Annotated in this window: 25 protein-coding genes; 24 read left to right on the top strand and 1 reads right to left on the bottom strand. The window is 68.8% G+C overall.

Annotated features, from left to right (window positions below):
• Positions 1-61: 61 nt before the first annotated feature.
• Positions 62-808, top strand: a complete 747-nt coding sequence (locus tag CS1GBM4_RS15600) for a YebC/PmpR family DNA-binding transcriptional regulator (protein WP_186419636.1) — start codon at positions 62-64, stop codon at positions 806-808.
• 108 nt (positions 809-916) lie between these two features.
• Here the strand turns inward: CS1GBM4_RS15600 and CS1GBM4_RS15595 are convergent, their stop codons facing one another.
• On the bottom strand, positions 917-1,696 hold the full coding sequence (locus tag CS1GBM4_RS15595) for a sulfite exporter TauE/SafE family protein (protein WP_186419635.1): 780 nt from the start codon (positions 1,694-1,696) through the stop codon (positions 917-919).
• Between the two features lie 127 nt (positions 1,697-1,823).
• Here CS1GBM4_RS15595 and ruvC point away from each other — a divergent pair, with 127 nt between their 5' ends.
• The 23 genes from ruvC to CS1GBM4_RS15480 all read left to right on the top strand — a co-directional run bounded on the left by ruvC (position 1,824) and on the right by CS1GBM4_RS15480 (position 24,409).
• The gene (gene ruvC, locus CS1GBM4_RS15590; RefSeq protein WP_186419634.1) at positions 1,824-2,342 is read left to right on the top strand and encodes a crossover junction endodeoxyribonuclease RuvC; all 519 of its coding nucleotides are present in this window, start codon (positions 1,824-1,826) and stop codon (positions 2,340-2,342) included.
• Between the two features lie 87 nt (positions 2,343-2,429).
• Complete coding sequence (gene ruvA, locus CS1GBM4_RS15585; RefSeq protein WP_186419633.1) at positions 2,430-3,047, top strand: Holliday junction branch migration protein RuvA; 618 nt, start codon at positions 2,430-2,432, stop codon at positions 3,045-3,047.
• The gene (locus CS1GBM4_RS15580) at positions 3,044-3,532 is read left to right on the top strand and encodes a hypothetical protein (RefSeq protein WP_186419632.1); all 489 of its coding nucleotides are present in this window, start codon (positions 3,044-3,046) and stop codon (positions 3,530-3,532) included. Before ruvA ends, CS1GBM4_RS15580 begins: the two co-directional genes overlap by 4 nt.
• A 23-nt stretch (positions 3,533-3,555) precedes the next feature.
• Positions 3,556-4,581, top strand: a complete 1,026-nt coding sequence (ruvB, locus tag CS1GBM4_RS15575; RefSeq protein ID WP_186419818.1) for a Holliday junction branch migration DNA helicase RuvB — start codon at positions 3,556-3,558, stop codon at positions 4,579-4,581.
• Entirely contained in the window at positions 4,581-5,108 is a 528-nt protein-coding gene (locus CS1GBM4_RS15570) for a DUF3828 domain-containing protein (protein WP_186419631.1), read from the top strand. The genes ruvB and CS1GBM4_RS15570 overlap by 1 nt, the downstream gene beginning before the upstream one ends.
• Positions 5,109-5,195: 87 nt before the next feature.
• Positions 5,196-5,603 (top strand): tol-pal system-associated acyl-CoA thioesterase, encoded by a 408-nt coding sequence (gene ybgC, locus CS1GBM4_RS15565; protein ID WP_280177724.1) that lies wholly within the window; start codon positions 5,196-5,198, stop codon positions 5,601-5,603.
• 57 nt (positions 5,604-5,660) lie between these two features.
• On the top strand, positions 5,661-6,308 hold the full coding sequence (locus tag CS1GBM4_RS15560) for a TetR/AcrR family transcriptional regulator (RefSeq protein ID WP_186419630.1): 648 nt from the start codon (positions 5,661-5,663) through the stop codon (positions 6,306-6,308).
• 21 nt (positions 6,309-6,329) lie between these two features.
• Positions 6,330-6,914 (top strand): DUF2852 domain-containing protein, encoded by a 585-nt coding sequence (locus CS1GBM4_RS15555; protein ID WP_348522328.1) that lies wholly within the window; start codon positions 6,330-6,332, stop codon positions 6,912-6,914.
• A gap of 390 nt (positions 6,915-7,304) precedes the next feature.
• Positions 7,305-8,018 carry a protein TolQ gene (tolQ, locus tag CS1GBM4_RS15550; protein WP_186419629.1) on the top strand — a complete coding sequence of 238 codons (714 nt, stop codon included), beginning with the start codon at positions 7,305-7,307 and terminating at the stop codon, positions 8,016-8,018.
• An 11-nt stretch (positions 8,019-8,029) separates the two neighbouring features.
• Positions 8,030-8,479, top strand: coding sequence for a protein TolR (gene tolR / locus CS1GBM4_RS15545; protein WP_186419628.1), 450 nt, complete (start codon positions 8,030-8,032; stop codon positions 8,477-8,479).
• Between the two features lie 46 nt (positions 8,480-8,525).
• Positions 8,526-9,647 (top strand): cell envelope integrity protein TolA, encoded by a 1,122-nt coding sequence (gene tolA / locus CS1GBM4_RS15540; protein ID WP_186419627.1) that lies wholly within the window; start codon positions 8,526-8,528, stop codon positions 9,645-9,647.
• 5 nt (positions 9,648-9,652) lie between these two features.
• The gene (gene tolB, locus CS1GBM4_RS15535) at positions 9,653-11,011 is read left to right on the top strand and encodes a Tol-Pal system beta propeller repeat protein TolB (protein ID WP_186419815.1); all 1,359 of its coding nucleotides are present in this window, start codon (positions 9,653-9,655) and stop codon (positions 11,009-11,011) included.
• A gap of 190 nt (positions 11,012-11,201) precedes the next feature.
• Complete coding sequence (gene pal / locus CS1GBM4_RS15530) at positions 11,202-11,702, top strand: peptidoglycan-associated lipoprotein Pal (RefSeq protein WP_186419626.1); 501 nt, start codon at positions 11,202-11,204, stop codon at positions 11,700-11,702.
• Between the two features lie 125 nt (positions 11,703-11,827).
• Positions 11,828-12,772: a tol-pal system protein YbgF gene (gene ybgF / locus CS1GBM4_RS15525; RefSeq protein ID WP_186419625.1), complete on the top strand. Its 945-nt coding sequence runs from the start codon at positions 11,828-11,830 to the stop codon at positions 12,770-12,772.
• Positions 12,769-13,830, top strand: coding sequence for a tRNA lysidine(34) synthetase TilS (gene tilS, locus CS1GBM4_RS15520; protein WP_186419624.1), 1,062 nt, complete (start codon positions 12,769-12,771; stop codon positions 13,828-13,830). Before ybgF ends, tilS begins: the two co-directional genes overlap by 4 nt.
• A 111-nt stretch (positions 13,831-13,941) precedes the next feature.
• Positions 13,942-15,867 (top strand): ATP-dependent zinc metalloprotease FtsH, encoded by a 1,926-nt coding sequence (gene ftsH / locus CS1GBM4_RS15515; RefSeq protein WP_186419623.1) that lies wholly within the window; start codon positions 13,942-13,944, stop codon positions 15,865-15,867.
• 201 nt (positions 15,868-16,068) lie between these two features.
• A complete protein-coding gene (glmM, locus tag CS1GBM4_RS15510; RefSeq protein WP_186419622.1) occupies positions 16,069-17,412 on the top strand; it encodes a phosphoglucosamine mutase in 1,344 nt (447 codons plus the stop codon).
• Positions 17,413-17,676: 264 nt separating this feature from the next.
• Positions 17,677-18,537 carry an outer membrane beta-barrel protein gene (locus CS1GBM4_RS15505; protein ID WP_186419621.1) on the top strand — a complete coding sequence of 287 codons (861 nt, stop codon included), beginning with the start codon at positions 17,677-17,679 and terminating at the stop codon, positions 18,535-18,537.
• Between the two features lie 161 nt (positions 18,538-18,698).
• Positions 18,699-19,004 carry a metal-sensing transcriptional repressor gene (locus CS1GBM4_RS15500; RefSeq protein ID WP_186419620.1) on the top strand — a complete coding sequence of 102 codons (306 nt, stop codon included), beginning with the start codon at positions 18,699-18,701 and terminating at the stop codon, positions 19,002-19,004.
• Positions 19,005-19,034: 30 nt separating this feature from the next.
• The gene (locus tag CS1GBM4_RS15495) at positions 19,035-20,147 is read left to right on the top strand and encodes an S-(hydroxymethyl)glutathione dehydrogenase/class III alcohol dehydrogenase (RefSeq protein ID WP_186419619.1); all 1,113 of its coding nucleotides are present in this window, start codon (positions 19,035-19,037) and stop codon (positions 20,145-20,147) included.
• A 69-nt stretch (positions 20,148-20,216) separates the two neighbouring features.
• Entirely contained in the window at positions 20,217-20,630 is a 414-nt protein-coding gene (locus CS1GBM4_RS15490; RefSeq protein WP_186419618.1) for a low affinity iron permease family protein, read from the top strand.
• A gap of 208 nt (positions 20,631-20,838) precedes the next feature.
• Positions 20,839-22,512: a formate--tetrahydrofolate ligase gene (locus CS1GBM4_RS15485; RefSeq protein WP_186419617.1), complete on the top strand. Its 1,674-nt coding sequence runs from the start codon at positions 20,839-20,841 to the stop codon at positions 22,510-22,512.
• A 145-nt stretch (positions 22,513-22,657) separates the two neighbouring features.
• Complete coding sequence (locus CS1GBM4_RS15480; protein ID WP_186419616.1) at positions 22,658-24,409, top strand: sensor domain-containing diguanylate cyclase; 1,752 nt, start codon at positions 22,658-22,660, stop codon at positions 24,407-24,409.
• Positions 24,410-24,412: the final 3 nt, after the last annotated feature.

The following is a 24,412-nucleotide window of genomic DNA, read 5'->3' as shown; positions in this document are numbered from 1 at the left end:
CCTCGCGGCGAGCCGGCTGAGTATAAGCCGCGCGGCGCAGAAGCAGCGGAGATTTGGGCGTATGGCCGGCCATTCACAGTTCAAGAACATCATGCACCGCAAGGGCAAGCAGGATGCGGTGCGCTCCAAGCTGTTCTCGAAACTGGCCCGTGAGATCACCGTCGCCGCCAAGATGGGCATGCCCGACCCGAACATGAATCCGCGCCTGCGCATGGCCGTGCTGGCGGCGCGCGCCGAGAACATGCCGAAGGACAATATCGAGCGCGCGATCAAGAAGGCGATCGGCGGCGACGGCGAGAACTACGACGAGGTGCGCTACGAGGGCTACGGCCCCGGCGGCACCGCCGTGATCGTCGAGGCGCTGACCGACAACCGCAACCGCACCGCGTCCGCCGTCCGCTCCTATTTCACCAAGTCCGGCGGGGCGCTCGGCGAGAGCAATTCGGTGTCCTTCATGTTCAACCGCGTCGGCGAGATCAGCTATCCGCCGGAAGCGGGCGATGCCGACAAGGTGATGGAAGCGGCGATCGAGGCCGGCGCCGACGACGTGATCTCGGACGAGAACGGCCACACCATCCTGTGCGCCTTCGACGCCCTGAACGAGGTCTCGAAGGCGCTCGAGGCCGCGCTCGGCGCGCCGGCCTCGGCCAAGCCGGTCTGGCGGCCGACCACCACGACGCCGCTCGACGAGGACAAGGCCGCCTCGATGATGAAGCTGATGGAAGCGCTCGACAATGACGACGACGTCCAGAACGTCTTCGCCAATTTCGAGATCGCCGACGAGGTGATGGCCAAGCTCGGCGGCTGAAATCCTCCGTCATTCTCGGGCTTGACCCGAGAATCTCCTGCCGGATGAAAACTCCGGTAATTCCTCGTCACGAGATGCTCGGGTCAAGCCCGAGCATGACGGCCGTCGCTACCGCCCGATCAGCGCATCCCAGAACGGCAGGCTGACGAGCGCGCTCAGGAAGATCGTCAGATAGGCGATCCGCCGGAAGGTCTGCTCGGACGCCAGGCCGAAGGCGTGGGTGCCGAGCCAGAGACCGGCGCCGTAGACGGCGAAGAGCGGCAGCGCCATCAGCGCCGAGGCGAGGGTGATGATGCCCTTCAGCGCCAGCACCGTGCCGCTCACCACGGTGCTCAGCCCGAAATAGGTCTGCAGATTGGCGCGGGTCTTGTGGCGGTCGTTGCGCTGGGCGCCGAGCCAGAACACGGCGAGGGGCATGCCGCCGATGCTGGCGAGGCCGTTGCAGAGGCCGGAGGCCGCGCCGACGCCGAGCGAGAGCGTGACGCCGGGGCGCCCGTGATAGCGCCAGCCCGAGGCCATCAGCAGCACGGCGGCGAGCACCAGCAGGGCGAGGATCCAGCGCATGGTCTCTCGGTCCAGCCAGGTGAGCAAGGCGATGCCGAGCGGCAGCGTCAGTGTCGCGGCGATCAGCAGCGGGATGACCTCGCGCCACTCCGCCCGCTTCGCCGAGCGCGCCGCCAGCGGCAGGGCGAAGGGCAGGTCGATCACCCAGATCAGCCCGAGCGCGGCGACCGGGCCGAGCACGATCGAGGCCAGCGGCATGAACACCATGGCGAAGCCGAAGCCGGTGAAGCCGCGGACCAGCCCGCCGAGCAGCGTCGCGCCGAGGAGGACGGCGATGCCGTCCGCCGTCACATCGGGAAAAAGCGAGGTCAGGAGAGCGGTCATCGGAGCGGCCGGGGAAGGATTTTCTTTCCTTCACGCAAGGCGCCCGCCAATCAACCCCCGTCGCGGTGATGACAGCGATGAGCGTCGTTCATCCATCCCTGGCAGGGGAATCATCTAGTCTGCGCCGATGTCCGATCCGATTCGCATTCTCGGCCTCGACCCCGGTCTCAGGAAGACCGGCTGGGGCGTCGTCGTCAGCGAGGGGACGAAGCTCTCCTTCGTCGCCTGCGGCGTGGTCGAGAGCGACGAGAAGCAGTCGCTGGCCGATCGCCTGCGGCAATTGCACGAAGGCATCGCCGGCGTGATCTCGCGGCATCAGCCGCAGGAGGTCGCGGTCGAGGAGACCTTCGTCAACCGGGACCCGCAATCGGCGCTGAAGCTCGGCCAGGCGCGCGGCATCGCGCTGGTCGTGCCGGCGCTGGCGGGGCTCGACGTCGCCGAATACGCCGCCAATCTGGTGAAGAAGACCGTCGTCGGCGTCGGCCATGCCGACAAGAAACAGGTGCAGGCGATGATCCGCGTCCTGCTGCCCAGGGCCGAGACGCGCAGCGCCGACGCGGCGGACGCGCTCGCCGTCGCGATCTGCCATGCGCAGCATCGCGGCGCGCGGGCGCTGCTGGCGCAGTATCAGCTGCGGAAGGCATAGTCGCGATCGGCAGACGCCGGTGGAGAATGCGGGTCCGGCGCGTTCGATCCGGTCTGGCGGCGGGCTGCGGCCATGCTAACAGGAGGCATGATCGGAAAGCTCAAGGGCATCATCGATTCGTATGGCGAGGACCACGTCATCGTCGACGTGCAGGGCGTCGGCTATGTCGTGCAATGTTCCTCGCGCACGCTGCAGCGCCTGCCGAAGGTCGGCGAGGCGGCGGCGCTGTCGATCGAGACGCATGTGCGCGAGGATGCGATCCGGCTCTACGGCTTCCTCTCCGATGCGGAGCGCGACTGGTTCCGGCTGATGCAGATGGTTCAGGGCGTCGGCGCCAAGGTCGCGCTCGCCATCCTCTCGACGCTCGATCCCGGCGCGCTCGCGACCGCGATCGCGAGCAACGACAAGGCGGCGGTGGCGCGCGCGCCCGGCGTCGGCCCCAAGCTCGCCCAGCGCATCTGCGCCGAGCTCAAGGACAAGGCGCCGGCCTTCGGCCATGTCGACCCGGCGCTGGCGCAGCTTTCCGGCGCGCTCGAGGACAGGAAGCTGCCGCAGCCGGTGGCGGACGCCGTATCGGCGCTGACCAATCTCGGCTATCCGCAGGCGCAGGCGGTGGCGGCGGTCGCCGCAGCATCGCGCGGAGCAGGCGAGGGAGCCGGCACGGCGCAGCTGATCCGGCTCGGCCTGAAGGAGCTGGCGAAGTGAGCAGGGAACCGCCGGTGATCTTCCGCGAGATCGCCGACAAATCCGGCTTCCTTGCTCTGATGATGCGGCATTGGGGCTCGCATCGCATGATGATCGGCCTCAGGGTGTATGATTGCGCCGAGCTGCCCCTGCTCGGCATGTTCACGGCCGACGGCCAGTTGCTGGCGGCGGCGAGCTGGGCGCTCGACGGCGAGACGGCGGTGCTGTGCGCGCTGCATTCGCTGAAGCCGGGCGAGGGCGTGGCGTCGCGAATGCTCGAAGCGGTGAAGGGGGCGGCGAGGGCCGCGGGCGCCGTCAGGCTGCGGGCGATGCTGACCAATGACAACATGCCCGGGCTGACCTTCTACCAGAAGCATGGCTTCCGCTTCTCCGGGCTGTATATCGAGGCGATCGACGCCTATCGCTCGGTGATCCCGACGATCATCAAGACAGGCTACCAGGGCATTCCGGTGCATGACGCGCTGGAGCTGGAGATCGAATTGTGAGCGACCCGAAGCGACCCGGCCTGATGTCGGCCGACAAGCGCGACGACGACAGCGAGGCCTCGCTGCGGCCGCTCTCGCTCGCCGATTTCACCGGCCAGGCGGCCGCGCGCGCCAACCTCCAGGTCTTCATCAACGCCGCCCGCACGCGCGGCGACGCGCTCGACCATGTCCTGTTCGTCGGCCCGCCGGGCCTCGGCAAGACGACGCTGGCGCAGATCGTGGCGCGCGAGCTCGGCGTCAATTTCCGCTCGACCTCGGGGCCGGTGATCGCCAAGGCCGGCGACCTCGCGGCGCAGCTGACCAATCTCGAGGAGCGCGACGTGCTCTTCATCGACGAGATCCACCGGCTCAATCCGGCGGTGGAGGAGATCCTCTACCCGGCGATGGAGGACTACCAGCTCGACCTGATCATCGGCGAGGGGCCGGCGGCGCGCTCGGTCAAGATCGACCTGCCGAAGTTCACTCTGGTCGGCGCCACCACCCGCGCCGGCCTCCTGACGACACCACTGCGCGACCGCTTCGGCATCCCGATCCGCCTGCAGTTCTACACGGTCGAGGAGCTGCAGGGCATCGTCGCGCGTGGGGCTCGGGTGCTCGGCGTGCCGATGTCGGACGACGGCGCCAACGAGATCGCGCGGCGCTCGCGCGGGACGCCCCGCATCGCCGGGCGGCTGCTCAGGCGGGTGCGCGATTTCGCCATTGTCGACGGGGACGCGATCGTCACCCGCAAGGTCGCCGACAAGGCGCTCGGCCTGCTCGACGTCGACGCGATCGGCCTCGACCAGATGGACCGGCGCTATCTCACCACCGTCGCGATCAATTTCGGCGGCGGCCCGGTCGGGATCGAGACCATCGCCGCCTCGCTGTCGGAGCCGCGCGACGCGATCGAGGAGATCATCGAGCCCTTCCTGCTGCAGCAGGGTTTCATCCAGCGCACGCCGCGCGGCCGTCTTCTGACCCCGCACGCCTTCCGCCATCTCGGCATGCCGGAGCCGAGCCGCGAGGGGGCGCAGTTCGGCCTGTTCGGCGACGAGGGGGAGGAGGCGTGATGCGCAAGGCGCTTGCTCCGGTGCTCGGCCTCAGCGGGCTTGTCGCTGCATCGACCATGCCGGCCCGGGCCGACGACGCTGCGCCGCGCGGCCCGGTCGCCGACGCTTATGCGATCACCATCAGGGCTCTTGCCGGCAAGGGCGAGCCGGCCTGGCGCCCGCCGCATCGTGACAGGCTGATGAGCCGGGAGCTCGCCGCGCTGTTCGCGCGCGACGACCTCTATCAGGAGGAAAGCGGCGAGCTGGGCCAGATCGGGGCCGACCCTTTCCTCAACGGCCAGGACGGCGAGATCAGGAAACTCACCCTCGGCACGATTCCGGTCGCGGCGGGCAAGGCGACGGTCGAGGCCCGCTTCCGCAGCTTCGGCAAGCCGGTCACTGTCCGTTTCCAGATGATCAGGGAGAACGGCGGCTGGCGCATCGACGACATCGTCGACCAGTTCGAAGGCAAGGATTATTCCGTCCGCGCGGCGCTCTCGCAGCCCTATGATTGCGGCTCGTTCATGGGCAAGCCCTGCAAGCGCTGAGCGGCCGGCGAGTTGTCCGGGGGCAGTCCGCCGGTCTAGAACGCCGGCGCCATCACAGCGCTTCAATGCCCGAGCTGAAGGACGACCATGGCCGGCGCCCACACCATCCCAGTCCGCGTCTATTACGAGGACACCGACTTTTCCGGCGTCGTCTATCACGCCTCCTATCTGCGCTTCATGGAGCGCGGCCGCACCGAACTGATCCGGGCGCTCGGCATCGCGCAGCGCGAGCTCTTCGACGGCGAGGCGGCGCTCGGCTTCGCGGTGCGGCGCATGCTGATCGATTTCGTCAGGCCGGCGGTGATGGACGATCTGCTCACGGTCGAGACCAGGCCGACCCTGGCGCGCGGCGCCACCATGGAGCTCGACCAGCGCATCCTGCGCGGCGAGGAGGTGCTGGTGACGGCGCAGGTCAAGGTCGCCTGCGTCGGCGGCGGCAAGGCGCGGCGCATCCCCGACTTGCTGCGGCACCGGCTCGGGCTCGAGATCGTCTGACCTGCCGGATGCCCGCTGGCATCGACGCTGGCGGAGCGCCATGTTAGGCCCCGTAACATGAGCTGGAAACGCAACGAGTCCGAGCAGCCGCGCGGCTATCATCACGGCAACCTCAAGGAGGCGCTGGTGCGCGCCGCCCTGGGGCTGATCGGCGAGAAGGGGCCGAACGGCTTCACCTTCGCCGAGGCGGCGCGCATGGCGGGGGTGAGCCCGGCGGCGCCCTACCGGCATTATCGCGACCGCGACGAACTGCTCGCCGATGTCGCAGCGCGCGGTTTCGCGGCCTTCGAGGCGGCGCTCGCCAGGGCCTGGGACAATGGCAGACCCGATGCCGAGACGGCTTTCCACCGGCTGGGCCGCGCCTACCTCGCCTTCGCGCATGACGAGCCGGCGTTCTATTCGGCGATGTTCGAGGCCGGGGTGGCGCTCGATGCCAGCCCCGAATTGCGGGCCGCGGCCGACCGTGCCTTCCTGCAATTGCGGCAGGCGGCGGAGACGCTGATCGCGGGGCTGCCGCAGGGCAAGCGCCCGCCGGCGCTGATGATGGCGCTGCACATCTGGGCGATGTCGCATGGCGTGGCCGCCCTTTTCGGCCGCGCCGATGCCGGCCGGCGCCCTCTTCCGATGTCTGCCGCCGATCTGCTCGAAGCTGGAATGTTGATCTATCTCAAGGGCTTGGGTCTTCCGCCAGAGCCGCCGGCCTGACCGCCTTCCGAAAATTTCGGCTTGGCGGTCTTGAAGGGCTTGGCAAGCGGGGCCAGATATGTGAATGTGATTTACATTCACACGGTCGGCGAAGGCCGGTCGGGAGGTTGGCCGGCAGCTGCATCCGCCGCTGCCATTCAGGTTCGAGAGGAATCGATGCCGATCGTCGCGAAGCTCGATGAATACGGAAAAGGGGCCTGGCTCGCCTTTGCGGTGCTCGGCTTCATCATCTTCTGGCCGCTGGGTCTGGCGACCCTGGTCTTTCTGTTCTGGAGTGGACGCATGGGACATGGTTGTGGTCAGGCGCGTTACGAGCACCGGATGAACCGCCTGCAGGACAAGATGGAGCGCCTGCGCGAGCGCATGGGCGGCTCCCAGCCCTGGGGCCGGGGTGGCTTCGGCGGCGGCTGGGGCCGCGGGCCGTCGAGCGGCAACCGCGCCTTCGACGAGTATCGCGAGGAGACGCTGCGCCGTCTCGAGGACGAGCAGCGCGAGTTCCACGACTTCCTCGGCCGGCTGCGCATGGCCCGTGACAAGGCCGAGTTCGACCAGTTCATGAACGAGCGCCGTCGCAACGGCGGCACGGATACTGTCGAAAGCGCCTGATCCGCCCCTTCAGAGCCGTAGACCGTCGGCGGCCCGCCTCCTCACGGAGGCGGGCCGTTGGCGTTCGTGGGTCGTTCGCGCTGCCAGGTTGCGGTGGATGCGGAGCCCGGCGCGATGTCCGGCCATGGCGCGTTCCGGCCTCACCGCCGTCATAACGCGATGTTAACCATGCCGGCGCTTAAGCTCGATACCGACTTCAGGGGACGAAAGGCCGTCGACGCAACCGGAGCATCGCTGTTTGGCCCATCTTTCGCCGAATTCAGCGGCAATTGGTGTCGATGGCATATCCCCGGAGCGCAGATCGGGCGGCGGCGCGAGCTTCGCGGCGCGAAGAACAGGCTGCGCGGGCCGAGCATCGATGTCGCGCCGGCCAGGCAGAAGGAAGACAGGATGAACCCCGCCGTGGAGATCGCGCAGGCCGCGCCTCAGATCGACATGTCGTTCTGGACGCTGTTCTGGCACGCCCACATCGTCGTCAAGCTGGTGATGATGGGGTTGCTGGCCGCGTCGATCTGGTGCTGGTCGATCATCATCGACAAGACCCTGCTCTATCGCCGCACGCGCCAGGACATGGATGCGTTCGAGGAGGTGTTCTGGTCGGGCCGCTCGCTGGAGGAGCTCTATCGCGAGCTCGCCAACCGGCCGGTCAACGACATGGCCGCCGTCTTCGTCGCGGCGATGCGCGAATGGAAGCGCTCCTTCGAGAACGGCGGACGCTCGGTGGCGAGCCTGTCGGCGCGGATCGACAAGGTGCTCGACGTCACCATCCAGCGCGAGGCGGAACGTCTCGAATCGAAGCTTCTCGTGCTCTCGACCATCGCCTCGTCCGCGCCCTTCATCGGCCTGTTCGGCACGGTCTGGGGCATCATGACCTCGTTCACCGCGATCGCGGTCTCGAAGAACTCTTCGCTCGCCGTGGTCGCGCCCGGCATCGCGGAGGCGCTGTTCGCCACCGCGATCGGCCTGTTCGCCGCGATCCCGGCGCTGATGGCCTACAACAAGCTGCAGGCCGAGGTCGCCAAGGCGCAGAACCGGCTCGAGGCCTTCGCCGACGAATTCTCCGCGATCCTGTCGCGGCAGATCGACGAACGTCTGGCGGCGTGAGGGCTTGAACGATGGGCATGTCAGCCGCAGCCGGAGCGAAGGGCGGCGGGCGCCGCGGACGGCGGCCACGCCGCCACGGCGCCATCGCCGAGATCAACATGACGCCGTTCATCGACGTCATGCTGGTGTTGCTGATCATCTTCATGGTCGCCGCGCCGCTGATCGCGACCGGCGTGCCGATCGACCTGCCGCAGACCGGCGCCAAGCCGATCAACGTCGATCAGAAGCCGATCACCATCGCCATCGACGACAAGGGCCAGATCTTCCTGCAGGACCAGCCGACGCTCGAGCCCGACCTGGTGCAGAAGCTGCAGGCCATCGCGAAGCAGGGCTTCGAGGACCGCATCTATGTGCGCGGCCACAAGCAGGTGGACTACGGCCGGGTCGCCTCGGTGATGGCGACGATCACCAGCGCCGGCTTCAAGCGCGTGGCGCTGGTCACCGAGCCGCAGACGCGGTGAACGAGAAGGTGCCGTCGCGTTGATGGTTTCGCGTTCCGAACCGGGCTTGGCGGTCTCCGCCCTGGGCCACGCGACCGTTCTGGTCGCGGGGCTGCTGGCCTTTTCCGGTACGGCGCCGCTGCCGGAGCACCAGGAGGCGATCGCGGTCGAGGTGGTCGATCCGTCGGCGCTGAACCAGGTGACGCGCGGCGAGCGCCAGGCCGAGAAGGTCCAGGAGCAGCCGCAGCAGCGGGCGGAGCGTCAGTCCGAGGTCGTCGAGCGCAAGGAAGCGGGCGAGGCCAGGCAGGACACCCCGGCGCCGCCCTCCAGGCCGCCCGAGCTCAAGACCGCCGACGACAACGTCGCGGCGCCGCTGCCGCCGGCGCGGCCCAACCTGCCGAAGCCGACTCCGCCGGCAGAGCCGGTGAAGCAGCCGCAGAAATCGGAGCAGGCCGCGGCCCAGGAGGCGGAGCAGCGCCGCGAGGAGCTGGCGAAGCTCGCCGAGGAGGCCGAGCTCGAACGCAAGGCCAAGCAGGCCGAGCAGGAGGCCAAGGCCGCCGCCAAGGCGAAGGCCGAGGCCGAGGCGCAGGCGCGGGCCGAGGCGGCGAAGGCCGCCAAGCTCAGGGCCGAAGCGGAAGCCAAGGCGAAGGCGGAGGCCGAGCAGAAGGCGAAGCTCGCCGCCGAGGCCAAGGCGAAGCGGGAAGCGGAAGCCAAGGCCAGGCGCGAGGCCGAGATCGCCAAGAACTTCAACCCGAACGACATCGCCAAGCTGCTGCAATCGAAGGAGCAGGCGCAGTCCTCGGGCGCGAGCGCCCCTCAGATCAACCGCACGGCCTCGCTCGGCACCCAGACCGGCTCGTCGCAGAAGCTCTCGCCCTCGCTGCGCGCGCAGCTGATGGGCATCATCCAGGACCAGCTGCAGAAGTGCTGGAACGTGCCGATCGCGCTGCAGAGCGCCGCGAAGCCGGTGGTTCCCCAGGTCCGGATGAAGCTCAACACCGACGGCTCGCTGATCGGCCAGGCGAGCGTGACCAATTCCTCGCCCGACCCGCTCTTCCGGGTCGCGGCGGATTCGGCGCTGACGGCGACGCGCCGTTGCTCGCCGCTGCGCATTCCCGCGCAATTTGCCGCCTATTACGACGATTGGCGCGACGTCATCGTGAATTTCGACGCCAGGGACGTGCTGTGACCGCCATGGACCGCATCCATCATTCCCATTCCCGCTGGGCCGGGAGCGCCGCCGGGCCGACCCGCCGGCACGCGCTCGCGCTGGCCGGCTCCGGCCTGGTCCTGCCCGCGCTGATCGCGCCGGCCCGGGCCGAGCTGGTGATCGACCTGCGCAAGGGCACCTTCCAGCCGATGCCGATCGCCATCGCCGATTTCGCCGGCGAAGGCGGCGGGCTGGTTTCCGGCATCATCACCAACAACCTGAAGCGCTGCGGCTATTTCCTGCCGATCGACAAGGCGCGCCATCCCGAGAAGAACCCGCCCTTCGACGCCGCGCCGCAATTCGAGGCCTGGAAGGCGGCCGGGGTGCAGGCGCTGGTGATCGGCCGCGTCTCCCGCGACGGCGGCAGGCTCCGGGCCGAGTTCCGGCTCTGGGACGTGGTCGCCGGCCAGCAGATCGACGGGCAGCAATATTTCACCGACCCGAACAACTCCCGCCGGGTCGGCCACATCATCTCGGACGCGGTGTTCACCAAGATCACCGGCGTCGGCGGCTTCTTCGACACGCGCGTCGTCTTCGTCGACGAATCCGGCTCGAAGGAGAGCCGGCGCAAGCGCCTCGCGATCATGGACCAGGACGGCGCCAATGTGCGCTATCTGACCGGCGGCGAGACCTCCGTGGTGACGCCGCGCTACTCGCCGGTCGCCCAGGAGGTGACCTATATGGCGCAGCGCACCGGCGAGCAGCCGCGCGTGCATGTGCTCAACATCGAGACCGGCCAGCGCCAGGTCGTCGGCAATTTCCCCGACATGACCACGAGCCCGCGCTTCTCGCCCAACGGCGCGCGCATCGCGCTCAGCCTGCAGCAGGGCGGCAACGCCAATCTCTACGCGATCGACATCGGCTCGCGCACCACGACGCGGCTGACCTCGACGGCGGCGATCGACACCTCGCCCTCCTATTCGCCGGACGGCTCGCAGATCGTCTTCGAGAGCGATCGCGGCGGCTCGCAGCAGCTCTACGTCATGGGCGCCGGCGGCGGCGAAGGCCGGCGCATCTCGTTCGGCCAGGGCTCGTATTCGCAGCCCTCCTGGTCGCCGCGCGGCGATCTGATCGCCTTCACCCGCCAGGGCGGCGGCACCTTCTCGATCGGCGTGATGAAGCCGGACGGCTCGGGCGAGCGCATCCTGACCGAGGGCTTCCACAACGAGGCGCCGAACTGGGCGCCCAACGGCCAGTACATCATGTTCTTCCGGGATCCGGGCGGCCAGTCCGGCGGCAAGCTCTACATGGTCGACATCACCGGCCGCGTCGAGGTGCCGGTGCCCACCCCGGCCTTCGCCTCGGATCCGACCTGGTCGCCGCTGCTCACCGCGGCGCGCTGAGGCCCGGATGATGCAGAGTTGCAACATCCCGGAACCGCCGGACTTCCGGCCATATTTGGTTAACCATGTGCCGCAATGCCGCCACTTCGCCTTGTTCTGGCAAGGTCTCGTTTAGGTTGACACATCATTGATGGGGAACGCGCGACGCCGCCCGACGCGCTCCGCGTCCGAACGTCCGGAGAGAATTGACATGCTCGCCTCCTTCGCCGCCAGCGCCCGCAATGTGCGCCTCGCCGCCGTCCTGATGGGCGCGCTCGCCCTCGGCGCCTGCGCCAAGGACCAGAACGCCGACGGCTTCGGCGCCGGTGGCGCGGCCACGCCCGGCAGCGCCCAGGATTTCGTCGTGAACGTCGGCGACCGCGTCTTCTTCGAGACCGACTCGACCGATCTGACGCCGACCGCGGTCGCGACGCTCGACAAGCAGTCGCAATGGCTGCAGCGCTATCCGCGCTACACCTTCACCATTGAGGGCCACGCCGACGAGCGTGGCACGCGCGAGTACAATTATTCGCTGGGCGCGCGCCGCGCGCAGACCGTGCGGGATTATCTCGCCTCGCGCGGCATCGCGGGCAACCGCATCCGCACGATCTCCTACGGCAAGGAGCGGCCGGTCGCGGTCTGCAACGACATCTCGTGCTGGTCGCAGAACCGGCGCGCCGTGACGGTGCTCGACGGCGCCGGCGGCGTCTGATCCCGGCGCCGATCCAGGCCTGACGGGCCGGCGCTTACCGCGGGGGAAGCGCCGGCCTTTCATATTTTGGCCGCGGTATTCGCGTGTGTTAGTTTGGTTTCCCGGGGCGATGCGGTTTGCCTGACATGAGCTTTGCGACACTTCTGAGGTCGGGCCCGAAGCGGCCCTCGCTGCGGCATGCCTTGCTTGCGGGCCTGTCCTTGCTGGCCGTCGGCGCGCTGCAGCCGGCGAGGGCGCAGGACGCGGCCGATCTCCTGGTGCGGACGACCCGTCTCGAGAACCAGCTGCGCCAGCTTTCCGGCCAGATCGAGCAGCTGCAGTTCGAGAACCGGCGCCTGACCGAGCAATTGCGCAAGTTCCAGGAGGATGTCGATTTCCGCTTCTCCGAGCGCGGCGGCTCGCGCGGCAGCGCGGCACCGGCGCCGCAGGCGGCCCCTCCGGCCGGGGCTCCGCCGGCCCAGCCCGGCCGCCAACGCCGTGGCGACGCCTTCGACCCGGCCGGACAGCCCGGCGCCGCCGGCGCGCCGCGCCAGCTCGGCCAGGTGATCGAGGACGATTATGCCGGCAGCCCGACGCCGGGGCAGGGCCCGATGGACCTGTCCAGCGTCGGCCGTCCCGTTCCGGAAGGCGCGCTGCCGCAGGCCGCGCCGCGCGGCCCCAGCGTCGCGGCGACCGGGCAGGCGGCCAGCCCGCGCCAGCTCTACGACCTCGCCTACGCCCATGTCCTGCGCAAGGAATACGAGCGGGCCGAGATGGGTTTCCGCGAGTTCCTGCAGAATTATCCGCGCGACCGGCTGGCGGCGGACGCGACCTTCTGGCTCGGCGAGAGCTATTTCCAGCGCCAGCGCTATCGCGAGGCCGCCGAGCAGTTCCTGAAGATCTCGCGCGATTACCCCAGGGCCGGGAAGGGCCCCGACAGCCTGCTCAAGCTCGGCATGTCGCTGAACGGGCTCGGCGCCCGCGACCAGGCCTGCGCCACCTTCGCCAAGGTCGGCGTCGACTATCCCGGCGCCTCCAATGCGGTGCGCCAGAGCGTCGAGCGCGAGCAGCGGCGCGCTCGCTGCGCTTGACGGCGGGCGACACAGGCACGACCGGGTCCGGGCCGCTGAGCGCGGCGGACGCAGCCGACCTGTTCCAGCCGCTCGCCGGCGAACAGGGGCTGATCGTCGCCGTCTCCGGCGGGCCGGATTCCGTCGCTCTCCTCGCGCTTCTGGCGGAATGGACCGGCCGTGGCGCCGGCCCGACGCTCCGGGCCGTCACCATCGATCACGGCCTGCGCCCCGAGGCGGCGGCGGAGGCGCTCGCCGTCGGCCGCCTGTGCGCCGGGCTCGGCGTCGCCCATGGCATCAGGCGCTGGCGGGGGGAACGGCCCGAGGCCGGGATCCAGGAGAAGGCGCGCGCGGCGCGCTATGCCCTGCTGGCGGAGGAGGCGAGGGCCTGCGGCGCCAGCGCGATCGTCACCGCCCATACCCTCGACGACCAGGCCGAGACCGTGCTGATGCGCATGGCCGCCGGCTCCGGCCTGACCGGGCTCGCGGGCATGGCGCCGCGCGCCGTGCTGCACGGGCTCGTGCTCTCCCGGCCGCTGCTCGGCGTTCCCAAGAGCCGGCTCGTGGCGACCTGCGAGGCTCGCGGGCTGGCCTTCCTGCGCGATCCGTCGAACGAGGATCCGCGCTTCGCCCGGGTGCGCTGGCGCAGGATGCTGCCGGGCCTGGCGGAGCAGGGGCTGACCGCCGAGCGCCTCGGCCGGCTCTCCCGCCGGCTGGCGCGCGCCGACGAAGCTCTCGATGCGCAGGCGGCCCGCGCACTGGCGACGCTCGCCGCGGGCGGAGAGGCCGGGGAACGCTGGTTCGATTTCGCGCGGCTCTGCCGCGAGCCCGAGGAGATCGTCATTCGCGCCCTCGCGCTGGCGCTCGCCGCGGCGCAGGACAGCGAGGCGGAGGCGGGCGCGCCGTTGCGGCTGGCGCGGCTCGAGGACTGCGCCCTCGGCCTGATCGGCGCCGCATGCGAGGGCAGGGCGCTGCGGCGCACGCTCGGAGGCTTCCGGCTGTCGCTGGCCGGAGACGGAATGCTGACGCTGAGGCGCGAAGGCGAGCGACGACGAGGCGTGCGCCCTGCGACGGCATAACCCGAAGAAGGGCCAAGCTTCCCTTGGCAAGGGGGCTCGGCGGCCCTAGATTAGGCAGTGAAAACCTCAGGCTCGCGCGGCAATTCCGCCGGCGAGCGGATCGGAACCCTGATGAATCCGAATTTCCGCAATTTCGCCCTCTGGGTGGTGATCTTCCTGCTTGTCCTGGCGCTGGTCACCTTGTTCCAGAGCCCGAGCCAGCGCGCCAGCACCAACGAGATCCCCTACAGCCAGCTCATCAACGAATCCGAGGCCGGCCGCATCGCCAACGTCGTGGTGGCGGGGCCGGAGATTTCCGGCACCTTCACGGACGGGCGAAGCTTCGTCGCCTATGCGCCGTACAACGATCCGCAGCTCGTCAGGACGCTGGCGCAGAAGGGCGTGCAGGTCTCGGCCCGCGCGCCGTCCGAAGGCACGCCCTGGTTCATGGCGCTGCTGGTCAATTCGCTGCCCTTCGTGATCTTCATCGGCCTGTGGATCTTCATGTCCCGCCAGATGCAGAACGGCGCCGGCCGGGCGATGGGCTTCGGCAAGTCGAAGGCGAAGCTCCTCACCGAGGCGCATGGCCGCGTCACCTTCGAGGACGTCGCCGGCATCGACGAGGCGAAGGAGGATCTGCAGGAGATCGTCGAGTTCCTGCGCGATCCGCAGAAATTCCAGCGCCTGGGCGGCCGCATCCCGCGCGGCGTGCTGCTGGTCGGCCCTCCGGGCACGGGCAAGACCCTGACCGCGCGCGCCGTCGCCGGCGAGGCGAACGTGCCGTTCTTCACCATCTCCGGCTCGGACTTCGTCGAAATGTTCGTCGGCGTCGGCGCCAGCCGCGTGCGCGACATGTTCGAGCAGGCCAAGAAGAACGCGCCCTGCATCATCTTCATCGACGAGATCGACGCGGTCGGCCGCCATCGCGGCGCCGGGCTCGGCGGCGGCAATGACGAGCGCGAGCAGACGCTGAACCAGCTGCTGGTCGAGATGGACGGCTTCGAGCCGAACGAGGGCGTGATCATCATCGCCGCGACCAACCGGCCCGACGTGCTCGACCCGGCGCTGCTGCGCCCCGGCCGCTTCGACCGCCAGATCGTCGTGCCGAATCCGGATGTCGCCGGCCGCGAGAAGATCCTGCGCGTGCATGTGCGCAAGGTGCCGCTCGCCCCGGATGTCGACCTCAAGATCCTCGCCCGCGGCACGCCCGGCTTCTCCGGCGCCGACCTGATGAACCTCGTCAACGAGGCCGCCCTGCTCGCCGCCCGCCGCGGCAAGCGCATGGTGACGCATCTCGAGTTCGAGGACGCCAAGGACAAGGTCATGATGGGCGCCGAGCGCAAATCGATGGCGATGTCCGAGGAGGAGAAGAAGCTGACCGCCTATCACGAGGCGGGTCATGCCGTCGTCGGCCTCTATGTCCCGGCCGGCGTGCCGGTGCACAAGGCGACGATCATCCCGCGCGGCCGCGCGCTCGGCATGGTCAAGTTCCTGCCCGAGGGCGACCGCTACTCGATGAAGTACAAGGAGTTCACCTCGCAGCTCGCGGTCGCCATGGGCGGGCGCGTGGCGGAGGAGCTCACCTTCGGCAAGGAGAACATCACCTCCGGCGCCACCGGCGACATCCAGCAGGCGACCAAGATGGCGCGCGCCATGGTCACCCAGATGGGCTATTCGGACGAGCTCGGCCTGGTCGCCTATGGCGACAACCAGGAAGAGGTCTTCCTCGGCATGTCGATGGGCCGGCAGCAGAACCTGTCCGAGGCGACGGCGCAGAAGATCGACAGCGAGGTGCGCCGGCTGGTCCATCAGGGCTATGTCGACGCCAAGGAGATCATCACCAAGCATCACGACGAGTTCGTGCAGATCGCCGAGGCGCTGCTCGAATACGAGACGCTGACCGGTGACGAGATCCGCGACCTGATCGCCGGCAAGCGTCCGTCGCGCGATGCCGACGACACGCCGCATGCGCCGCGCGGCTCGGCCGTGCCGAGCGCCGGCAAGGGCCGCAAGCGCGGCGAGCCGGATGCCGGGCTGGAGCCGCAGCCGCAGGCCTGACCTTTGGCCGACATGGCCATTCGCCACAGCAGGGCGGCCTCCGGGCCGCCCTTTCTCTTGGCCGATCCCCGCAATTCGCCTCGCGCCCGCCACGCGGCGCTTGACGGATACGGTTCGACACAATTTGTGAGAAGCTGAGCAGGCGAACTGCCTGTATGAGCTGAAAAGCAACGGATCGGACGAGGCTCCGAGGAAGACCCCATGACTCGCAAATATTTCGGCACCGACGGCATTCGCGGGCGCGCCAACGGCGTGATCACGCCCGATCTCGCGCTCCGCGTCGGCCAGGCCACGGGCATCGCCTTCCGCCGCGGCGAGCACCGCCATCGCGTGGTGATCGGCAAGGACACGCGCCTCTCCGGCTACATGATCGAGAACGCGCTGGTCGCCGGCTTCACCTCGGTCGGCATGGACGTGCTGCTGCTGGGCCCGATGCCGACCCCGGCGGTGGCGATGCTGACCCGGTCGATGCGGGCCGATCTCGGCGTGATGATCTCGGCCTCGCACAACCCCTATGAAGACAACGGCATCAAGCTGTTCGGCCCGGACGGCTACAAGCTCAACGACGAGGTCGAAAGCGAGATCACGCGGCTGATCGATTCCGATCTCGGCAGGCAGCTCGCGCCCGCGGCCATGCTCGGCCGCGCCAAGCGCATCGAGAGCGCCCATGCCCGCTACATCGAATTCGCCAAGCGCACCTTGCCGCGGAACCTGAGCCTCGACGGGCTGCGCATCGTCGTCGATTGTGCCAATGGCGCGGCCTACAAGGTGGCGCCCGAGGCGCTCTGGGAGCTCGGTGCCGAGGTCATCACGATCGGCGACGAGCCCGACGGCTTCAACATCAACAAGGATGTCGGCTCGACCAGGCCCGAGGCCTTGTCCAACAAGGTGCGCGAGCTGCGCGCCGATCTCGGCATCGCGCTCGACGGCGACGCCGACCGCGTCCTCATCATCGACGAGCACGGCCAGGTCGTCGACGGCGACCAGCTCATGGCGGTGATCGCCCGCAGCTGGCAGGAGGACGGGCGCCTGGCCGCGCCGGGCATCGTGGCGACCGTGATGTCCAATCTCGGCCTGGAGCGCTATCTGGCCGGGCTCGGCTTGTCGCTCGCCCGCACGGCGGTGGGCGACCGCTACGTGCTGGAGCATATGCGCGCGCACGGCTTCAATCTCGGCGGCGAGCAATCCGGGCACATCATCCTCTCCGACTACGCGACTACCGGCGACGGCCTCGTCGCGGCGCTGCAATTGCTGGCCGTGGTCAAGCGCCAGGAGCGCCCGGTCTCCGAGGTCTGTCACTGTTTCGATCCGCTGCCGCAGATTCTCAAGAACGTCCGCTACAAGCAGGGGCGCCCGCTGGAGGAGAAGCCGGTGGTCAGCGCGATCAAGGCGGCCGAGCAGCTGCTCGGCGAGGGGGGACGGCTGGTGATCCGCCCGTCCGGGACCGAGCCGGTGATCCGCGTCATGGCCGAGGGCGACGACCGCGACCTCGTCATGCGTGCCGTGGACGGGGTGGTCGAGGCGGTGACGCGAGCCGCGGCCTGACGAGGACCGGCTCTCGCGCCGGCGCTCTCGGCCCGGGTGTTGCCGCAACGTCGTCGCGATGACGGCCGGCCGTCGCCGTGGCATCGACCTGCCGCTTCTACGCCGCGCGGGCGCCTTCATCGGACGCGGCAGAACAGTCGTTCAGGGCGCGGTAGGGTTAGTTTTTAGGGTTAAGCCTCATTTAAGAAATCCATGGCAGGGTTTTCCCATCGGTAACTCGCGCGCGCTCGAGTCCAGCTGCGCGCAAACTCGAAGGGATCTGCCATGGGCAGCCTGAAAACTCTCGCGCTCGCCGGCGCCATGGCCGTGAGCGCGACCGCCATGGCCCGGGCCGCAGACTTTCCGGTTGCCCCGCCGCCTGCTCCCCCGCCGCCGGAACTGCGCGGCACGATCAGCTCCGGCGTCTATCTGCGCGGCGACATCGGTGTCGGGGTGACGAATTACGGCGATTACAGCCAGGCGGAAGTGAGCCAGTTCGGCGGCAGCTTCGTCACCAAGGAAGACCGGTCCAATTCCTATTTCGCCGGCGCTGGTATCGGCTATCGCTTCAACAACTGGTTCCGCGTCGACGGTACGCTGGAATATCGCGGCGGCGCGACGGTGGGCGCCACGGACGTGGTGTTCAACCCGTTCATCGGCGGCAACCAGACCAATACCTACAAGGGCAACCTGTCCTCGATCGTCGCCCTGTTCAACGCCTATGTCGATCTCGGCACATGGAACTGCCTGACGCCCTATATCGGCGCCGGTATCGGCTATGCCACCAACCGGATCAGCGGCCTGACCGATCAGGGCCTGCAGTTCACCGGCGCCGGCACGCTCGGCACCGCCGGAGACGGCGACAAGTCCGGCATGGCCTGGGCGTTGATGGCCGGCGTCGGCTACGAGGTGAACAAGAACCTCACGCTCGAAGTCGGCTACCGCTACCTCAATCTGGGCGACGCCCATTCGGGCCGCATCCGCAACGCCTTCCTGAACGAGACCTACTCGCCGCTGAAGGTCAAGGACATCGACAGCCACGATTTCCGCATCGGCATGCGCTGGAATTTCGGCGATCCCGATTGCTGCGGCCCGGTCGAGCGCCCGGTGACCTACGCGCCGGCGCCGGTCGTGCGCAAGTACTGACCAGCCGGTCCCACCTACGAAGAAGCCGCGCGAGCCCCGCTCGCGCGGCCTTTTCTTTGGCGCAGGCCCGGCGGGCCGGCCGCCTCCGGCTGGTTCCATTGGCCGTCATCGCCCGTTGACATACTCCCCCCGGGTATCATAGTCGTGCGGAAGGACAGGCCATGCCGCATAGCCCGGACGAGAAGAAGCGCGCCATCGCACGCCTGCGCCGCATCAGGGGGCAGGCGGAGGCGCTGGAGCGCGCGGTCGAGGCCGGCGTGGACTGCAGCGCGCTGCTGCAGCAGATCGCCGCGCTCCGCGGCGCGACGAGCGGATTGATGGCGGAGGTGCTGGAAAGCCATCTGCGCGAGACGTTCGGACAGGCGCAGGCAACCGGCGCGCCGGCAGGGCGCGGCGAGGCGGCCGGTCCCGGTCTCGACGCGGAGATCGACGGCATCATCCGGACATTGCGGACCTATCTGAAATAGGCGCAGGACAGTCATGAAGGAGGACAGACCATGAAGACACGCGCCGCCGTCGCCTGGGAGGCCGGCAAGCCGCTGACCATCGAGACCATCGAGATCGGCGGGCCGAAGGCCGGCGAGGTGCTGGTCGAGGTGATGGCGACGGGGATCTGCCATACCGACGCCTATACGCTGTCCGGGATGGATTCCGAGGGCAAGTTCCCGGCGATCCTCGGCCATGAGGGCGCCGGCATCGTGCGCGAGGTCGGCCCCGGCGTCACCACGCTGAAGCCCGGCGACCACGTCATCCCGCTCTACACGCCGGAATGCCGCAGCTGCAAAAGCTGCCTGTCGCGCCGGACCAATCTCTGCACCGCGATCCGTGCCACACAGGGGCAGGGCCTGATGCCGGACGGCACCTCGCGCTTCTCCTGCGATGGCGACGAGGTCTTCCACTACATGGGCTGCTCGACCTTCGCGAACTTCACCGTGCTGCCGGAGATCGCGCTGGCCAAGGTCCGCGAGGACGCTCCCTTCGACAAGATCTGCTATATCGGCTGCGGCGTCACCACCGGCATCGGCGCGGTGATCTACACCGCCAAGGTCTGGCCCGGCGCGAACGTCGTCGTCTTCGGGCTCGGCGGCATCGGCCTCAACGTCATCCAGGGCGCACGCATGGTCGGCGCCGACAAGATCATCGGCGTCGACATCAACCCGGCCAAGCGCGCCATGGCGCAGAAGTTCGGCATGACCGATTTCATCAACCCGAGCGAGATCGGCAACGACAAGGTGGTGCAGGCGATCGTCGACCTGACCGGCGGCGGCGCCGACTTCTCCTTCGACGCCACCGGCAACGTCAACGTGATGCGCCAGGCGCTGGAATGCTGCCATCGCGGCTGGGGTGAATCGATCATCATCGGCGTGGCCGAAGCGGGTAAGGAGATCGCGACACGGCCGTTCCAGCTGGTCACCGGCCGGGTCTGGAAGGGCACCGCCTTCGGCGGGGCGAGGGGGCGCACCGACGTGCCGAAGATCGTCGACTGGTACATGGAGGGGAAGATCAACATCGACGACCTGATCACCCACAAGCTGTCGCTCGACGAGATCAACCACGGCTTCGACCTGATGCACGAGGGCAAGTCGATCCGCTCGGTCGTGGTCTACTGACGGAACTGCCGCGCGGGAACGCGCGCCGTCGCGCGGGGTTGATCTGTGCGATCAACCCCGAGGGCGGCCATGTCACTGCCATTGAACCGGAGCGAGCAGCGCTCCTTCTTCACCCGCCTGTCGCATGCGACGGCGCAATGGGCCGGCAAGCCGCAGGCCTTCTTCGTCGCATTCTCAGTGATCGTCGTCTGGGCGGCCTCGGGCCCGTTCTTCGGCTTCAACGACACCTGGCAGTTGGTGATCAACACCTCGACGACGATCGTCACCTTCCTGATGGTGTTCATCATCCAGAACAGCCAGAACCGCGACACGGCGGCGATGCAGATCAAGCTCGATGAGCTGATCAACAAGGTCGAGGGCGCGCGCGAGGAACTGCTCGATCTGGAAGAGCTCGACGAGGACAAGCTCGAGGAGTTGCGGGGCGAGTTCGAGCAGATGGCCCGCAGGGCCCGCGCCGCGCGGGGCAGGCGCAGGTCGGCCTGACGCCGCATCTGCGAGCGACGCCCCTCCCGCATCCGGCGCGATGCCGCCGGTCGCACCCGCGGCGATGGCCCAGGGGCGGCGATTTCTCCTGTTGGCAGATGGCGTCCATGTCCCCGGGCGCTGGCGATGGCCGCGGCTTTTCGGCAATAGTCGCGCCCGCGCGGAATCGGCCGACACGGGCGTTCCGACCAGGCTGCGAGGGGACGGTATGTCGACCGATATCGAGATCGCCCGTGCGGCGACGCTGAAGGCCATCGGCACCGTCGCCGAAGAGGCCGGCATCCCGGACGCGGCGCTGCACCCCTACGGCAAGCACATCGCCAAGGTCGACACCAGCGCGATCCCGGATTTCGCCGGACGGCCGGACGGCAAGCTCATCCTCGTCACCGCGATCAGCCCGACGCCGGCGGGCGAGGGCAAGACCACGACCACGGTCGGGCTCGGCGACGGGCTGCGGCGCCTCGGCAAGCGCACGATGATCGCGCTGCGCGAGCCCTCGCTCGGCCCCTGCTTCGGCCAGAAGGGCGGGGCGGCCGGCGGCGGCTATGCCCAGGTCGTGCCGATGGAGCAGATCAACCTGCATTTCACCGGCGATTTCCACGCCATCACCAGCGCGCACAACCTGCTGGCGGCGATGCTCGACAATCATGTCTACTGGGGCAACGGGCTCGATCTCGACGAGCGCCATGTCGCCTGGCGCCGCGCGGTCGACATGAACGACAGGGCGCTGCGTTCGATCGTCTCCTCGCTCGGCGGGCCGGCGAACGGCTTCCCGCGTGAGGACGGCTTCGACATCACCGTCGCCTCCGAGGTGATGGCGATCTTCTGCCTCGCCAGCGACCTCGCCGATCTGGAGGAGCGGCTGGGACGCATCGTGATCGGCCGCACCCGCAGCAAGCGCCCGGTCACGGCGGCCGAGCTCAACGCCCAGGGCGCGATGACGGTGCTGCTGCGCGATGCGCTGATGCCGAACCTGGTGCAGACGCTGGAGGGAACGCCCGCCTTCGTCCATGGCGGGCCCTTCGCCAATATCGCCCATGGCTGCAATTCGGTGATCGCGACGCGCGCGGCGCTCAAGCTCGCCGACTATGTCGTGACCGAGGCCGGCTTCGGCGCTGATCTGGGCGCCGAGAAGTTCTTCGACATCAAATGCCGCAAGGCGGGGCTGAAGCCGGATGTCGCGGTGGTGGTCGCGACCGTGCGCGCGCTCAAGATGCATGGCGGCGTCGCCCGCGACATGCTCGGCAGCGAGAACCTCAAGGCGCTGGAGACGGGCCTGTCAAACCTCGCCCGCCATGTCGAGAACATCAGAAAGTTCGGCGTGCCGGCGATCGTCGCGATCAACCATTTCAGCAGCGACACAGCCGCCGAACATGCGCTGATCCAGAATTTCTGCCGCAACCATCTCGGCGTCGAGGCGGTGATCTGCCGGCACTGGGCCGAAGGCGGGGCGGGCACCGCCGAGCTGTCCGCCAAAGTCGCGGCGCTGACCGACAGCGGCGAGGCCGATTTCATGCCGCTCTATCCGGACGCGATGCCGCTGCGCCAGAAGCTCGAGACGGTCGCGCGCGAGATCTACGGCGCGAGCGGCATCTCGACCGACGCCAAGGTGAGCGCCCGCTTCGCCGAGCTCGAGACGGCCGGCTATGGCCACCTGCCGATCTGCGTCGCCAAGACGCAATACTCCTTTTCCGCCGACCCGACGCTGCGCGGCGCGCCCTCGGGCCACACCGTGCCGGTGCGCGAGCTCAGGCTCTCGGCCGGCGCCGGCTTCGTCGTCGCCATCTGCGGGGACATCATGACCATGCCCGGCCTGCCGCGCGAGCCGGCGGCGGAGCGCATCCATCTCGACGCGCACGGCCAGATCGAGGGGCTGTTCTAGAGCCTCGTCCTTTCGGGCGCCGCGCTGCAAGGAGCCCGGGATGCGGCTCGTCCCGGCCCGCTCCGTCAACGAAGTGTAAACCATATCGCGGCCACGATGCGCCATGCGCCGCCCCGGCATGGCGGGCGCGGGAGATGCCGACGCGATGGGTTTGCTGACCGCCTGGACCAATTCGGGCCTGAAGGTGCGCGTGCTCGTGCTCGTCCTGGCGACGCTGGTCGCGATCGCCGTCCCGGCGTCGGGCATCTTCCTCTGGATGGTCAACGGCACGGTGGTGAAGCTCGGCACGCTCTTCGCCGAGAAGCAGATCCTGTTCGATCGCTATCGCGGGCTGGAAGCCCTGATGCGCGAGGTCTCGCTGGCCGAGACGGTGGCGCGCGCGCCGGTGATCGTCGCGTGGGCGGAGGACGAGACCGATCCGGAGAAGGCCAAACGCGGCCTCGCCGAACTCGAGCATTACCGGCTGTCCTTCAACGACCGCAGCTATTTCGCGGTGGTCGACAAGAGCGGCAACTATTACTTCAACGACAAGGACAATACCTACGAGCACAACCGCCTGCGCTATGCCGTCTCGCCGAACGCGCCGCAGGACGCCTGGTATTTCAAGACCCGCGCGCTCGGCAAGGGCTGCCACCTCAACGTCAACCGCGACGAGGTGCTCGGCGTCACCAAGGTCTGGATCAACTGCATCATCCAGAAGGACGGCGAGGTCCTCGGCCTGATCGGCACGGGCGTCGACCTGACGCAGTTCATCAAGGAGGTCGTCGAGTTCCCGCAGACCGGCGTGCAGAGCATGTTCGTCGACCTGCAGGGCGCGGTCCAGGCGCATCGCGATCCGCGCGTGGTCGACTTCCACAGCCTGACCAAGGAGGCAGCGGCCAAGAAGACGATCTTCCGCCTGCTCGACGAGGACGACGACCGCAAGGCGCTCGCCGAGATGATGCGGCGCGTCGCGAAGGGCGAAGCGCTGGTGCTGTCGCGCTTCATGCAGATGGACAAGCGCGAGGTGCTGGTCGGGGTCGGCTTCCTCGACCGGCTGGGCTGGTTCAACGTCACGGTAATGGATGTCGACGCGATCATCGACCGCAAGCTGTTCGCGCCGATCGCCGGGCTGATGGTGGCGATCCTCGTCGCCGTGGCCGGGCTGATGACCCTGTTGTTCAAGCGCAAGGTGCTCGACCGGCTGGCGCGGGTCGAGCAGGGTGTCGGCCGGGTGCGCGCGGGCGACTTCTCGGCCGTGGCGAGCGAGGACGGCAATGACGAGATCGCCAGGCTGGCGCGCGCCTTCAACGAGATGGCACAGGCCGTCGGCGACAATACCGGGCGCCTCGAGGCGATGGTGCGCGAGCGGACGCAGAAGCTCGAAAGGCTGGCGCAGCACGACCCGCTGACCTCGGTGCTGAACCGCCGCGGTTTCGAGGAGGCCTTCGCGCGCGAGCAGAACCGCGCGCAGCGTGGCGGCAAGGCCTGCGGCCTCGTCATCGTCGATCTCGACCGATTCAAGCTCGTCAACGACGATTACGGCCATCATGCCGGCGACGAGGTGCTGATCGCCCTGGCGCGCCGGATGCTCTCGGTGCTGCGCGGCCACGATGCCTGCGCCCGCTGGGGCGGCGACGAATTCATCCTGCTGATCAGCGATTGCACGGCGGATTCGCTCGCGACGGTCGCCGGAAAGATCGCGACGCTGCTGCGCGACGCGCCGGTCGAGCTCAGCGACGGACGGGCGGTGCCGATGACCGCGAGCCTCGGCGCGGCCATGGCGCGGCCGGAGGACAGCCTGACCGACGCCGCGGCGCGGGCCGACGCGGCGCTCTACCAGGTCAAGCGCGGCGGCCGCGACGGCATCGCGATCGAGGGGCTGCAATCCGGAACTGCGCTGCGGCGGGCGGTCTGAAGC

The sequence above is a fragment of the Allobosea sp. CS1GBMeth4 genome (assembly GCF_900185715.1).
Taxonomy (GTDB): Bacteria; Pseudomonadota; Alphaproteobacteria; order Rhizobiales; family Beijerinckiaceae; genus Allobosea.
The sequence above is the reverse complement of the archived record's forward strand: the minus strand, read 5'-3'. Positions and strand labels throughout refer to the sequence as shown.